General features: G+C 68.2%; 12 protein-coding genes and 2 pseudogenes. 9 read left to right on the top strand and 5 right to left on the bottom strand.

Annotated features, from left to right (window positions below; genetic code table 11):
• Positions 1-712 precede the first annotated feature (712 nt).
• The 6 genes from CW362_RS00275 (at position 713) to CW362_RS00300 (ending at position 6,797) form a co-directional block, all read left to right on the top strand.
• The gene (locus CW362_RS00275) at positions 713-2,170 is read left to right on the top strand and encodes a hypothetical protein (RefSeq protein WP_240657579.1); all 1,458 of its coding nucleotides are present in this window, start codon (positions 713-715) and stop codon (positions 2,168-2,170) included.
• Positions 2,167-2,670: a hypothetical protein gene (locus tag CW362_RS00280; protein WP_103547186.1), complete on the top strand. Its 504-nt coding sequence runs from the start codon at positions 2,167-2,169 to the stop codon at positions 2,668-2,670. Before CW362_RS00275 ends, CW362_RS00280 begins: the two co-directional genes overlap by 4 nt.
• Before the next feature lie 33 nt (positions 2,671-2,703).
• Complete coding sequence (locus tag CW362_RS00285) at positions 2,704-3,369, top strand: vWA domain-containing protein (protein ID WP_103547187.1); 666 nt, start codon at positions 2,704-2,706, stop codon at positions 3,367-3,369.
• Between the two features lie 8 nt (positions 3,370-3,377).
• A complete protein-coding gene (locus CW362_RS00290; protein WP_240657580.1) occupies positions 3,378-4,508 on the top strand; it encodes a protein phosphatase 2C domain-containing protein in 1,131 nt (376 codons plus the stop codon).
• Positions 4,505-5,458 (top strand): hypothetical protein, encoded by a 954-nt coding sequence (locus CW362_RS00295; protein WP_103547189.1) that lies wholly within the window; start codon positions 4,505-4,507, stop codon positions 5,456-5,458. The genes CW362_RS00290 and CW362_RS00295 overlap by 4 nt, the downstream gene beginning before the upstream one ends.
• A gap of 214 nt (positions 5,459-5,672) precedes the next feature.
• The gene (locus tag CW362_RS00300; protein ID WP_103547190.1) at positions 5,673-6,797 is read left to right on the top strand and encodes a hypothetical protein; all 1,125 of its coding nucleotides are present in this window, start codon (positions 5,673-5,675) and stop codon (positions 6,795-6,797) included.
• Between the two features lie 567 nt (positions 6,798-7,364).
• On the opposite strand, the gene CW362_RS00305 is transcribed toward CW362_RS00300, so the two are convergent.
• Positions 7,365-8,114 (bottom strand): calcium-binding protein, encoded by a 750-nt coding sequence (locus tag CW362_RS00305; protein ID WP_103547357.1) that lies wholly within the window; start codon positions 8,112-8,114, stop codon positions 7,365-7,367.
• A 690-nt stretch (positions 8,115-8,804) separates the two neighbouring features.
• Positions 8,805-10,205, bottom strand: a complete 1,401-nt coding sequence (locus tag CW362_RS00310; RefSeq protein ID WP_162683910.1) for a PLL family lectin — start codon at positions 10,203-10,205, stop codon at positions 8,805-8,807.
• A gap of 935 nt (positions 10,206-11,140) precedes the next feature.
• Between CW362_RS00310 and CW362_RS00315 the strand changes: the two are divergent.
• Positions 11,141-11,495: pseudogene (locus CW362_RS00315) on the top strand (transposase); the annotation flags it as partial.
• 15 nt (positions 11,496-11,510) lie between these two features.
• On the opposite strand, the gene CW362_RS00320 reads toward CW362_RS00315, so the two are convergent.
• Positions 11,511-11,906: an Imm7 family immunity protein gene (locus tag CW362_RS00320; RefSeq protein ID WP_103547192.1), complete on the bottom strand. Its 396-nt coding sequence runs from the start codon at positions 11,904-11,906 to the stop codon at positions 11,511-11,513.
• A gap of 85 nt (positions 11,907-11,991) precedes the next feature.
• Here CW362_RS00320 and CW362_RS00325 point away from each other — a divergent pair, with 85 nt between their 5' ends.
• On the top strand, positions 11,992-12,159 hold the full coding sequence (locus CW362_RS00325) for a hypothetical protein (RefSeq protein WP_162683903.1): 168 nt from the start codon (positions 11,992-11,994) through the stop codon (positions 12,157-12,159).
• Here the strand turns inward: CW362_RS00325 and CW362_RS00330 are convergent.
• Complete coding sequence (locus CW362_RS00330) at positions 12,122-12,487, bottom strand: DUF2750 domain-containing protein (RefSeq protein ID WP_103547194.1); 366 nt, start codon at positions 12,485-12,487, stop codon at positions 12,122-12,124. The two genes, CW362_RS00325 and CW362_RS00330, sit on opposite strands and share 38 nt — an antisense overlap.
• 359 nt (positions 12,488-12,846) lie before the next feature.
• The gene (locus CW362_RS45425; protein WP_103547358.1) at positions 12,847-13,296 is read right to left on the bottom strand and encodes an FG-GAP repeat protein; all 450 of its coding nucleotides are present in this window, start codon (positions 13,294-13,296) and stop codon (positions 12,847-12,849) included.
• Here CW362_RS45425 and CW362_RS00340 point away from each other — a divergent pair.
• Positions 13,280-13,465 (top strand): annotated as a pseudogene (locus CW362_RS00340) (transposase); the annotation flags it as partial. The gene CW362_RS45425 and the pseudogene CW362_RS00340 overlap by 17 nt on opposite strands.
• Positions 13,466-13,476 lie beyond the last annotated feature (11 nt).

A 13,476-nucleotide genomic window follows, 5' to 3' on the forward strand; every position in this document is an offset into this window, starting at 1 on the left:
GAGAACATCTCCCGGCCCGGGCCTTCGGCACGCCGCGTTCCCCGGTGGCCGCGGCAACGCCCGAGCCTCGCAGTCGAGGGCGGTGGCGCGGGCGAGTTCGGCGAGTGTGGTGGTCCTGCCGGTGCCCGCCCCGACCCGCAGGGCCAGGTGCCGGCCGACGTGGAAGGCGTCAGCGGCTGCTTGCTGTTCGTCGGTGGGCTTCAGCACGGCGCTGCTCCGACGGTGTGGGCGGGTACGCGCCCGACGGCTGCCAGGAGTTGGGGCGGCGTGGTGCCGGTGGAGTTCGGCCGGTGTGAGGGCTCTGGTCAGGGTGATGTCCAGGACGTGGTGCGGCGTGGTCATGCCCCTTCACGGTGAGAGCCCGGGGAGTGGGGCAGTCGCGTGTGCGGATGCGCCGCGCGCAGGAGGGGTTCGAAGACCTGCCACCCGGTCGGCGCGAGATCCGCAGCGCCGGGAGTTGTGGCACGGAATCTCTCCCGGTTCAGCGTCCCGTACGGCCGCTTTTCGGCCAGTCACTCTCCGATGTGATCGTGACCTATCATTGCGCAACCGGTGAAAGGGATGTGAAGATCCATCGTCGTTCACCTTGTGCGGTAGGGCATACGTGCTGGTCGCAGCTCGGCCCCTTGCCGTACCTCGATATACAGAAACGTTCCGGCGTTGCCGGGCAGGGGTGGGAATGCTGGCGGGAAATCAACTCAACCGAGGGGTGGTGGCACGCCATCTCGAGGACGCGGCGCAGGACCCTGCGCTTGCACCGCGCGCCGAGGAACTGCGCGCGCTGGCCGGGGCACTCGATTCCAGTGACATCTCAGCCCTGGATGCCTGGGCCGACCTCGACCTGATGGGGCACTTCGCGCGCCCCGAGAGCGTCGCCGAGACAGTGCCCGACAGCCGTGGCACACGTCTCGACTCCGCACTGGACTGGGTTCTGGGAGCCCTGGTCTTCCTGCCGCTGCTCTTCACCTGGTTCGGCTTGTGGCAGGCCTCGAGCGCCTACGGGGTCCTCACCGGCGACAATCCCAAAGCCGCAGGTCGGCCTTTTCTGCAGCTGTGGCAGTCCGGGTTCGACGGACACCTCGGTGAACTCTTCCGCTTCGGTCACGTCGCCGTAAGCGGATGCATCACCCTGACCATGCTGTTCATACTCACGGCGGTGCACGGCTACCGGCGCTCCGTCGCGGAGCGCCGTGCCGAGCACGCCGGCGAGCGTGCCCGTGGGGCCCTCGCCCGTCTGGTGCCGGTCCTCACCCATGCGCAGCTCCTGCTCAACGAGCACCGCTTCGCCTCCCCCCAGCGCTTCGCCGCGGAACTCAACGCGGCGGCCGGACGGCTGCAGCGCATGCACTCCAAGGCCATCACCACGCAGGAAGAGCTCACCCGCGCTGCCCAGTTGGTCGGTGAGGCCGCGGAGAAGGCCGAGCAGCGTCTTGCCCAGGCAGAGGCCTATGTGCGGCCGATCGAACAAGTGGTGCTGCGGATCGAGGAGACGGTGCGGGAGAGCGGAACGGCCCTTCAGAGCGCGGTGCGGAATCTGGACGACCCGCTGGACCAGGCGGGCCGACGGCTCGCTGATGCTGTCAGCGGGCAGACGGACGTCCTCGATGAGGCATTGGAGAAGCTGCGGACGGCCGGGGACGAGATGCGCGACATCCTCTCGCGTGCCGCGGACCGGCTGGAGACCGCGGTCGGCGACAACGGCGACACCGTCCACCGGGCCGTGTCGGACGCGGCACGGCAGGTCGAGGACTCCCTGACCGTTCTGGCCGCCTCCCAGCGCGGGTTCACGACCGGCGTCGAGGTGGTCGCAGACGTCAACGGCCGGCTGCTGAGCGACCTCGGAGCAGTGGCCGAGCGCACCGGTGAAGCTGCGGAGGTCTCCCGCGAGGCGCTGCGCGGCATCGAGGCACGCAGCAGTGCCCTGCACGAGGCGGCCGACCGCTTCACCCATGTCACCGATGCCCTGACGCTGATGCTCCGCGAAACCGAGACGGTGCGTGCCGAGGCAGTGGCGGCTCGAGTTGAGGCACAGGCGGCGCAGGCCCAGGCAGTGACGGCTCGAGCTGAGGCACAGGCGGCGCAGGCCGGGGCCGAAGCGGCTCAAAAGCGCGCGGAGGACGAGCTGCGGCAGGCAAAGGAGCTGCGGGCCGCAATCGGGTCGGCACGGTGAGCCGCCCGAAAAGAGGGTTCCGGTTCACGCCGTTGCACCTCGCCGGGTGGCTCTTCGCCGACATGCTGCTCGTGCTGGCCCTCGTGTCCATGGGGGACCGGGGTGATCCGCTGGCCGCACAGGCCACCGCCCGCCCCTCGCCCTCCAGCGCGTCCCCCAGCGCCGAACCGTCGCCGCGAACGAGCCCGACGCCGTCGGGCCCCCGGTCGGTGGAACGCAAACCGGTCAAGATCCGCGTCACGGCGGCGGTCGGTGACACCACGCGGATGGTGAAGCAGCTCCGCGCCGCCACCGCCCGTTACGAGGGCCGCACCGCCGCTTTCGTCCTGACCTTCGGCCAGGCTCCCGAGCCCGGCGCCGGCCAGGAGTACGCAGGCGAAATCAACGCCTCTTTGCGGAAGGCCCGGACCCACATGTTCACCGACGCGACGACCCGGGACTTCTGGAACGGCGGCGCCTCCGGTACCGCTGACCTGGAGATCTACTTCTACACCCGCTGACGGCTGCGCCGTCCCCGACAACCAGGAGAGCCCATGCAGATCCTGCCCTTCTACATGGTGTGCGACGAGTCCGGTTCCATGTCCGGACCCGGCGTGGACGCCATCAACGCGGCGTTGCCCGACCTGCACCAGGAGATCAGCACCAATCCGAGCGTGGCGGACAAGACCCGCTTCGCCCTGATCGGCTTCTCCACGCAGGCTTCAGTGCTGCAGCCGCTCGCCGACCTGAGCGAACTCACCCAGCTGCCTTCTCTGTCCGCGGGCGGAGTGACCTCCTTCGGAGCCGCCTTCCGCCTGCTGAAAAGCACCATCGAGAAGGACATCGCGGCGCTGAAGGCCGAAGGCCACGACGTGTACCGGCCCGTGGTCTTCTTCCTGTCCGACGGCGTCCCCACGGACCAGGACTGGCGCACCGCGCTTCAGGAGCTCAACGAGTTCCGCTACGCCCCGAAGATCGTTGCATTCGGGATCTCCGACGCCGACGCCGCGACCATCACGGAGGTCGCCAACTTCAAGGCGTTCATCCAGCAGGACGTGTCCGTCACCCCTGCCGTCGCGCTCCGCGAGTTCGCCTCGAGCCTCACCCGGTCCATCGTGAGCTCGGCGACCAGCATGTCCGCGCAGAGCGGGGAAGGCTTCCGGCTCGAGGTCCCCGACCACGTGCCCGGCTTCACCGGCATCTCCCTGGACAAGATGTGAGCGGCCCCGTGAACGGCGATGACGTGCACAGCTCGTACGGCGAGCCGGGACGCCCGCTCCCCACCGGTCCGGGCGACTCCGCCGCACCCTTCGAAGACTTTCCGCACCAGGAGACAGCAGTCGGGGAAGCCGCTCGCTTCCCCGCGGCCACCCCACCGGCGGTCCTGCTGACGCCGCAGCCGGCCGAGGACGTCGTGCCGTCCTGCGAGCCCACGATCGAGCTGCGACGAGGGGTGCCCGCGCATGTCGGCACTCGTCCGCCCACGTATCCACCCCATCCTCTGGGACGCCCTTCCCTGCGGGACGGCGACCCGTTCGCCGCCCTCGCCCCCGTGGTCCGGCTGGACGGGTCCCGGCTCGGACGGCTGACCGTGCGGGCCGCCTCCGTGCGCGGTGACTCCCACAACTGGGAGGGGGGCTGCCGCCAGGACGCCATGGTGGTGACCCGCATCGGTCCCCCTGAAGCAGAGATGCTTCTGCTGGCGGTGGCCGACGGCGTAGGTTCCGCCCGCTACTCGCACATAGGCTCCGACCGCATCTCCCAGGTGGCAGCCATGCACCTGGACCGGGAGGCGGAAAACATCTACGCGGCGCTGGGATCCCAGGACGTGAGCGAACTGCGTGCCCTGGCCAGCAAGGCAGTCGCCCTCACGGCCGCCGAACTGCGCAACCAATGGGCAGCCTCCTCGCGGCATCAGTCTCGCCCGTACGCGGATGCGGACTACGCCACCACCTTGCACGTCCTTCTGATCCCCACGGACCCCGGCCTCCGCGACCGCGTCCTGTTCAGTGTCGGCGACGGCGGACTGTTCGTACTGCGCGAGGGCCACTGGGAGAACGGAAACCCGAACAACGGCGAAGGCCTGCTCGACACCCGGACCGAGGCGCTCCCGCACGCCTACGGCAGTGTCAAGGCAACCCTGTTGCGCCCTGTGCCGGGTGAGGTCCTTCTGCTGGGGACCGACGGCATCACCAATCCTCTGACACAGAAGGACCCGGAGTTCGCTCGTCACCTGGCCGACGCGTGGGGTGGACCCGAGGTGCCCTCGCTGTCGGACTTCCTGTGGCAGGCCCAGACCCGGGCCAAGTCCTACGACGACGACCGGACCGTCATCTGCGTGTGGGAGGAGGGGGCATGAGCGCCGAGGACGGCGCCGACGTCGCCCGCTCGTCGTTCACGCCGGGAGACCGGATCGGCGACGGGGGCCAGGGCTATGTGTATTCCGTCAGTGCCGGTGACTTGCTCTACAAGGAGTACAAAGACCCCTCCAAGGTCAACAGCCAGGCGCTCGCGGATCTGGTGGCGCTCCGGCAGGGGCTCGTCCCGGCAGACCGGAGCCGTCTGGACGCCCTCGCCGCCTGGCCGCTGTGCCGTGTGACCGAGAGCGGCCGGACGGTCGGCTTCCTCATGAGGCGTGCCCCGTCCCCCATGATGTGGCGCACCGCGACGGGCGCGGAGAAGCTCCTGGAGCTGCAGTACCTGATCAGGCCGCCGAAAGTCGCCTGGCAGGAAGTGGCACAGCCGACTCCCGAGCAGCGCAGGGCTCTGGCACGAGCATGCGTCGACGCGATCGGCTGGTTCCACGACGCCGGACTGGTGATCGGGGACATCTCGCAGGCCAACATCCTGTGGTCGATCACGCCCGAGCCCACCGTCCATTTCCTGGACTGTGACGGCTTCCGCCAGGTAGGACGCAACGCCGTCCAGGCACAAGCCGCCACCCCCGACTGGAACGACCCGCTCGCGCCGTCCACCGAGGCGAGCATCGACACGGACGCATACAAAACGGCTCTCACCGTGGGACGCGTCCTCGCCCAGGACCCCTACGTCAGACCGGGCCAGGAGCTGCGGCCCGTGGCCGGCTGCCTCAACGAGCGCCAGGCGGCAGCAGCGGCCCGGCTCTTCGCACAGGCGGCAGGCGCACGCGGCACCCGGCCCCGTCCGAACGAGTGGCAGACCGCGCTGAGCGACCGCGGCATCATCACCCTCGCGGCAGTCACACCCCGGCCTCGTCCCTCCGTGGACCACACGGTCCTGGACGGCGTACGCGACCGGAAACCGATCGACCTGCGCGCACCCGGACAGTGACCCGCGGGGGATCCGGTGCTCCCGGGCTCAGGATCCCCCGGCCACAACCCTCCGCACCATCTGCCGTGGGAACCCCGCACAACCGGTCCGACCTCGAAGTGGCCCCGGCCGCCGGGTTTCCCGTGTACGGCAACGAAGTCGGCGACGCATACGGTGAACCGCTCTTGTACAGACTTGAGGTGCAGGCCCAGCCTTGTTCATCGCGGGGGGACGTATGCACATCGACGGCGTGAGGGCAATCCGCCCGAACTCGGTTCTCATGGACAACACGACACTCTTCACCTGCCTCCCGATGGCGTCGGAAGAGGCGAGGCGAGAGTGTCACTGGGCGACCAAGGACTGGGCCGAGGATCTCATCGATCGTGGAATGTCCAACCTGGTCGAATCCCTGATCCTCCATGAAGCGGTCTATGTCGACGGGGAACAGCGCTACCACTCCCCCGTGGTGCAGGAGATCTCGGAACTCTTCCCCGGACTCATCAGGGGAGTCGGCGTGGGCGCAGACCGCGGGCAGGTGTTGGGGCAACTGTCCCGAGCGATGAGCGGCGGCGAGGGGATCGGCCACGGTCTGTACAGCATCGCCTTCCACGCATCCCGCAGCCGACGTACGGGCGAACCGCTGCACCTGTCGCACATCTACGGCTTCCTGCACGAGGAAATCCTGCGTACCAGGCTGCGCGGCTATCCCCCCGAGCGCGGCCACATCGACCCGATGGTGTTTCGTACCTTCTTCTACCTCGCCCTTGGTGCACAGACAGGACTGCCTTACGCGCCTTACTCGCTCAGGAACCCCATCCTGCTGGCCCTGTCCGAACGCGACCTCATCGACCTCGTCGGCGGGCGGACCCGACAGTCGGGCCCGGCCTACTACGCGGAGATCGCCAAGGGGATCCTGCGGTCCTTCGACGATCACGTGCGCACAGCTCTCTCCGACCGGCTCCGTGAAGGACCGGTCCGCTTACCCGCCCTGTCGATGCCCAGCTTCTGGGAAGTCATCAAGGCGCGCACGGAACACGCGACGGCTGTCGCTGAACGAGTTCTCGAGCTGCGCGAGCGGGCCGCGCCTTACCGGAAGTACGTCGGTCGGCTGTCGGCGGCCTACGAGTCGGGCGACCTGTGGCTGCTGCGGCAGCAGCAAGAGCTCCTCGCGGACCTCATGGAACAGCTTGGTTCGTCCATGCGCATCCCGCGATGGGAATGGAAGCGTGTCGTCGTCCCCGTGAAGGTCAAGTCCCCCTTCGTCGAACTTGATCAAGTGTCGCTCCGCGTCCCGGCTCTCAGCCGTTTCCGCGGTCCCCACTTCGCCTTTCTGCATGACTGGACGGCTCGTCGATTCTGAGATTCCGTCGGGGGCCGGGGTGCGGACGAGCTGCTCGGCGCCCGGCGGCGGCACAGTGGCTGGAAGCCGCGGACGTCCTCACCCCGGCGGACGATGTAGAGGTGCCGGCCGGTCCAATCGGTGAGGTGGCCGGTGCAGCCGCAGTCGGCCCGGACCTGAACCGGCCGCCTGAAGCGGCCGGTTGCCTGCGGCAGGAGTGCTCGGACGCCGTCCCGGTCGGTCATGGACACCGCCGGGCTCGCGCACGATCACACTGAAGTCCCCTGCACGTGTCCACCTCTTCGAAGCCCGCGGTCTGAACCCTGGGAGCCCAGGAACCGAGCGCGACAAAGCAGGCCTTCCAACCGATGTGGTGGCCGATGGAGGACGCGCTCCACGCCGTGGGCGAGGGGACGACTCCTCCTGTCTGCCGGACCACTGGTCCTGCTCCTCGCAGACCACCGCCCCCAAGAACGCTGATCCCCGGCACCGGAGGAGCGCGCAGGCCGTTGCTCGGGGGCACCGGTCGCGGCGCCGGGTCCTGGGAGCCCTGACGCCGCGGCGTCCCTCGCCCCGCTCCGCAGGGCGTTACTGCACGTCGACGTAGTCGCCGGCGGCCGTGGCAGTGCTGGTGGTGGAGGTGCCGGCGAAGGACCAGCGCCAGTAGCCGTCGGCGGAGGCCGTCGCGGAGGTCTTCAGCGCGCCGGTGCTGCTGGACTTCACCGTCTTGACGGTGGTGTAGGTGCTGGAGCCCTTCTTGCGGAACTGTAGCTTCACCGCCTGGTTGGTGAAGCCCGCGTACTTGCCGGTCTCCCAGTTGGCGCGGGTCAGAGCCCCGGTGACGGTGATGGCCTTGCCCTTCTTCACCGGCTCCGGCGAGGCGTTGGCAGTGAGCTTGGCGGCACGAACCACGCGGAAGGCGTTGTCCAGGACCTTCTCCGCATCGGCGTTACCACTCGCGTGGGCGTAAACGCTCCACGGCCCGGCCTGGGAGTTCTTCTTGACGGTCTTGCGTGCGGTGAAGGCAAACGTCAGCTTGCAGGTGTACCCGCCGCCGGCGTGCTCACCACAAGCCTTGTTGGAGTTCACCCAGGCATCGGAGTCGGTCCATCCACCGTGATAAAGCTGCGCGTCGGCCCGGTAGGTACGGTGCGAGCCGGTGACCTTCATCGTGACCGGCACGGACACCGTGCCACTGACGCCGATCACCACCGGCTTGCCGCCGTTGACCACAATGTCCTTGACGCCGGTGGAGTCGACCGCTCCGGCCGCCGGGGCGGTGAGAGCGGCAACGGCCAGAGCGCCCGAGAGTACGCCGCCGACGGTACGCGTTCGCATGTGCATGAGTCCCCAGATGAGTCGATCCCGCCGTCTCCCGCGGCGGGATCTTGAAAAGAGCAGGCCGATCTTAAACAGACTGCGAAGAAACTGTGAAGCGATCTTCACATGGGGATGAGTGGCACCACTGCCCGGACGCAGCCAGGGGGCGGGGCGCGGCACAGAAGCCCAACGTAACCGGTACCGCCTGACGGGCTGGCTGCGCAATCGAGTCCGGCAGGACCCCGATCGCCGCAAGAGCGGCACGTCGGCTTCCCCACTTCAAGAGCTAGGCAAGTACTTGGACAGCTCTTGGCCCCGAGCCGAGGCGCTCAAGGGGCGTCCCTGGACCGTACCGGCCAGCCGGGAGTCCCAGTGGACTGCACTTTGTGGCACCCAGGTGGCGAGGACCCCGGCAATCACACAGCCGGGGTCCTGCCGTCCCTTTCCGTCAGTACTGAACTCTCCTGGGGCGGAACCAATCGATGCCGACGGCGACCGGACCGGGGATGGGGGCGAGGCGCTTGGCGACGGCCCGACGGCACCAGGTGGTCACCTCGGGCGGGGCGCGCACGGTCCGCCTCGGTCTCGAGAGCGACGCTCTTGCACCGCAGCCGCGACCGGCCTCCCGAGCTCGGCGTGGGCAGCCTGCCGACCTGCGGGCCGCCCACGTGCCCCGCATCACTCCTGATCGCTGCCGATGGGCGGCAGTTACCGGGTGAGGGAACTGGCGTACATGATGGACTTTTCCTCAGCCGTGATATCCGGTACATCCTTGTTGATCTGTCCGGCGCTCGGCCACATGAGACGGCCGAAGAACTGGTTGCACGGCGGGATGTCGCATTTGACGTGCTCCAGGTCCAGGACGTGGCCGAGCTCGTGCGCCATCGTCCAACGAGTGGCGTCGTACGCCATCACGGCGCCCGGCCTACCCACAGGGTGCGAAGCGCAGCCGACGGCGGCTGCGTCGTTCTTGTTCTCGATCTTCGGGGCGACGTACAGCACGACTTCCCCGTCTGCGACGTTGTTGCGGTTGCCGAACAGGACGTTCTGCTCGGCCGACACCAGACGGTCGTTGGGTGCGGCCAGGCAGGGGGTGGTGTCGACCACGTCCATGCCCGGAACATCGATCCGCTCGACGGAGACGAGATCGATGTCGACCTCGGCGCGCCCGAAGACCGTGCGGGCGTCGGCAAGGGCTCGGGTGACGGGGGCCATGTCGGCACCCGGCAGGTTGACGAGCTTGATGTGGACGCGGACGCGTTCGGTGTTCCACCAGTTGGTGCCGATGACACGGTCCGGGCGGACCCAGAAAGCGTCCATGTGGCGGGGACCGCGGCCGACGAGAGCGATGGGACCGGGGAGGGCGTGCTCGGCAGGGGCGACGGCGAGTCCGTCCCATCCGCCGGGGAGGCGCTCATCGAACCCGAGGTGTTGCACCCGGTTGTTCTTCGTGATCCAGACGAGGTCGATCTGTCCGGGCGAACGACTCGTCGCGGCCAGGCCGCCGGGCGCGGCGGCACCGGGCCATGCGATCGGCCAGGGCTGGGGCCAGTCGAGACGAGGGTTCCAGGCCGTGGTGCCGATGCCGCCGTCCGGGCCGATCCAGAAGACGTCCAGTTGGTCCGGACGGCGGGCCACGGCGGTAAGAGCGGAGCGCTTGGGGGCCTCCCGCGTCCCGATCAGTACATGGCCGGCCGGGGCGATGGAACGGGACGGCCAGTTGGCACGAGCGTTCCACCACGCCGTCGACACCCCTCCGTCGGGTCGCACCCAGAACAGGTCAAGCTGATCCTGGGTCCTCGACACCACCGAGAGCGCTCCGCCCGGATAGTGGGCAGCTCCGGGCTGCGTGATCGGCCATGGGCGGAGCCACCCATGGGACGGGTTCCATGCAGTGGTCCCGATCGCCCGGTCCGGGCCGATCCAGAACACGTCGAGTTGGTCCGGATTGCGGGCCACGGCAGCCAAGGTGCCGTAGAGGGCATGTCTCGCGGGCGCGATGGAGAAGGGCGTGGCCCACCTTCTCGTGGCGGCGTCCCACCAGGAACTGCCGATCCCTCCGTCGGGCCGCACCCAGAAGACATCCAGGTGATCCGGGTTTCGGGACACCGCGGCAAGCCCGCCCGCCAGGGCGCCGGTTTGAGCCGACCCCGGTGGGGCCACGGTCTGCGGATCCCAGATCCGTCTCCCGTCACTCCATGCGGCAGTGATGACGGCACCGTCGGAACGGATCCAGAACACGTTCATCTGATCAGGACGACGGGCGAGCGAGACAAGGGTGCTGTTCTCCGCCGCGGAGGTGGAGGGCACCCCGGAGTCCCAACCCCACGCGAAGGCCGGCGACGGCGACAGAAGCGATGCCACTGAGGCTATGACGACAAGCACGGCTGAGGCCCAGCGTCGGTTACGTGATGAGTGCATAACAGTCCTGAGGAAGTCATCGACGGTGGGTAGGACGTACGTACCGGAATATCGGTGACCGGAGATGTGCTCGGGGAACGGCCGGGCTGCTGTGAAGGCGGTCAGGGCTGGCAAGCCGAACTTCCATGACCCGACTTGGGGCACATACGATCGGACACGCTGTGGCCGAGCCTGGCTCGGCTTTTGCCGCGACAGAGGCGGTACCGCCACCGAGCAAACAGTCACGACCGTCGACGCAGCGACACTGACTGCACCGGTCCAATCAGCAGCCCCCAACCAGCGCTCGGTCCGTACTGCAAGCAGCCAATCACTTGGAGCACAGCGACAACAGGGCGCGCATGTCGGCGCACGGAGCTGCGGAGGGCGCCATTTGGGTTGCGATATCCCGCGAGTTCGCCAATCTCATCGTGAAGTCCATCAGCCCCGTCCGAGACCGCGTTCGAGATCTGCCATGTCCCGTGGTGGAAGTGATCGTTGAGCCCGTCGTGGCCGGTACGGGGGTATCCGTCGGACCTGACCGATGAGCAGTGGACTCGGTGGAGCCACTGCTCCCACCACCTCGGACCGGGCCGAAGACGGAAACGGTTCCTGGTCACCGGCACCCTCAGCAGATGATCGCCCTACTCGAACGCATCCGAGTGGCCCGCAAGGGCGAGGGGCGCCCGCGCACGGCCGGGACACCTGAGTGCGGACAAGGTGTACTCCTCCCGCAGGAATCGCCGCCACCTGCGCAGACTCCATGTCAAGCACACCATTCCCGAACCGAAGGACCAGAGGGCCAACCGTCGGCGCCGTGGCAGCCGCGGCGGCCGGCCCACCGGGTTCGACAAGGGGCGGTACAAGCGCCGCGACGAAGTCGAGCGGGCGATCAACCGCCTGAAGGGCTTTCACGCCGTCGCGATCCGCTACGACAAGCGGGCCTACGTCTTCCACGGCACCGTCGCCCTCGCCGCAATCCGACTCTGGCTCCAAACGTGATTCGCCGGGGACGCTTCAGTCGATGCAGGGATCTTCCACTGTCGGGATGCACGGAGACAGCAGCGCCTCCGTGTGCCGTGTGACCACGCCGCGAACGAGCCTGAGCACGCGTACCTCGTTTTCGTGGTCTGGTTCTTCGTCATCGCGAACGTGGAGGAGCCCGTAGGAACCAGGGGCAACCACAGCCACATGCTCGAACAGTTCGACGACGTCAGGCGACGAGCGGTGATTGGAGTGGCCGCCGAGGTGGATGAACGGCTCGCCGTTCATCCACCTGAGGTCGAGCAAGTACGGGCTGTCCATCTGGGCGATGTGAAGCCGAAGCTCATCGACGATCTGCCGCAGACCAGCCTCATCGTCGTCACCGACTGCGGTCTCCCTGACCGTGATCCAACCGTGGTACTCGAACATCCCGTGATCGTAGTGCGATGGTCTGCTTCACCGTCCCGATCGCGGCATGATCCGCCGGACAGGCCTTAGCGGTGACCGCGGCCTCTTGATCGAGGCCGAGCTCGCCCACACCGCCGGCGATCTGATCGTGCACATCCCGGACACCACCGTGGTGTGGGCCGATGACGTGCCCTTCATCAAGGACGTCCCCGCGCACCGGACCGGCCCCTCGGCGTCTACCGGCCGTACGGTGGCTCGCCAAGAGCGTGGTTGAGACGATTGACCACTTCACCGACAGTGAAGTCCCATCCGGTCAGGCGCGGTCCGCTCCAGTTGATTCCTACTCGGAGGTCTTCATCGGCCAGGTCCGGCAGGGCCGCGTTTCGCCATTGATCCAGCGGCATTGAAACAGCTCGAAAATCAGGACCCCACAGCTCCGCGGCGCGTCGGGCACGGGCCTCCGTCGACCAATAGGGGAAGGCCTCGTGCCCTGAAGCAGCGACAGGGACCGGGCAGCCTTCGTCGTTTCGAACCCACCAGACGGCACGAGTACGAGCGACATCACGGAAGAAGGCCGCTGTCTGAGCTCCGCTTGCGCTCACCGAAATCTCCTAGATCGTCCCGGACTGGCCCACACCCTTGGGCACGGCACCCGGCGGAGCAGCGACCGCTGCTCCCCGCGCCCGCGAGGATGGTCCCAAGATCTCCATCAGCCCCGACCACCACCGGGCCCTGGCCGACAGCCCCGGCTGCACCTGGCAGACCACCCGCCGGTCCCCCGGGCCGAACAGTTCTTCCCCGCCCTGGAAAAGGAATGGGGGCGCGCTGCCCGAGTTCGGCGGGGTCCGCGAGCACCTCGTCTCCCTCACCGGCTACCGTCCTCCCCCGCCAAGCCGCCGCCCGCGGCCCGTGCTGGAACGCGGTGTGCAGGCCAGGGTCTTGCGGCGCGGTCGCCTCTCGGTCAGATGGATCCGAGCAGTCCGTTGCCGCCGAGGAGGGTGCTGTCCTTCTGCGGGAAGCCGACGGACGGGGCGGTGATGATGCTACTGCCCTTGGCGGTGGGACCGCCGGTGCCGCTCGGGAGCACCCAGACGGCACCGGTGGCGTTGTTCTCTTCTGCGGCACTGATGAAGAGTTCCGGTTTGCCGTCCTTGTCGATGTCGCCGACGGCCACGGTGGTGCCGAAGGAGTCCTCGGCTTCATCAGCTCCTGGGATTCCAGCGGTGTTCTGGGTGAAGGCGTAGGAGCCGGCAGCGGGCCGGGCATCGATCCGGTAGACCCTGTACCGCTCGATCTGCACAGCGCCGACCCCCAACCGCTCGGCCTCCGCGACATCGTTCACCAGCCGCTGAAGCCGCCACGGTTCGTACCGGCGGGCACGTGCATCACGAGCGGGCGTATACACGGCCATCCCCGACAGCCGCAGCAGCCCGGTCACCGCGATCCGCAAGGCCGTGCCCGGCGCGGCCCGGCAGCGCTGCCGGGTCCGCTTCGTCCGCGATGTCTTCGCCACGATCTTGAAGGGATCGGCCGAGATGATCGCGGCGACGATCCGCACGGTCTTCGCCCAGCCCACCGCCAGGCGATGAGC

The sequence above is a fragment of the Streptomyces populi genome, from assembly GCF_002911015.1.
GTDB lineage: Bacteria > Actinomycetota > Actinomycetes > Streptomycetales > Streptomycetaceae > Streptomyces > Streptomyces populi.

Bases quoted from the DNA above. Each gene is read 5' to 3' on its own strand.
- CW362_RS00285 (WP_103547187.1), top strand. From the start codon at position 2,704: ATGCAGATCCTGCCCTTCTACATGGTGTGCGACGAGTCCGGTTCCATG.
- CW362_RS00295 (WP_103547189.1), top strand. From the start codon at position 4,505: ATGAGCGCCGAGGACGGCGCCGACGTCGCCCGCTCGTCGTTCACGCCG.
- CW362_RS00300 (WP_103547190.1), top strand. From the start codon at position 5,673: ATGCACATCGACGGCGTGAGGGCAATCCGCCCGAACTCGGTTCTCATG.
- CW362_RS00305 (WP_103547357.1), bottom strand. From the start codon at position 8,114: ATGCGAACGCGTACCGTCGGCGGCGTACTCTCGGGCGCTCTGGCCGTT.
- CW362_RS00320 (WP_103547192.1), bottom strand. From the start codon at position 11,906: ATGTTCGAGTACCACGGTTGGATCACGGTCAGGGAGACCGCAGTCGGT.
- CW362_RS45425 (WP_103547358.1), bottom strand. From the start codon at position 13,296: ATGGCCGTGTATACGCCCGCTCGTGATGCACGTGCCCGCCGGTACGAA.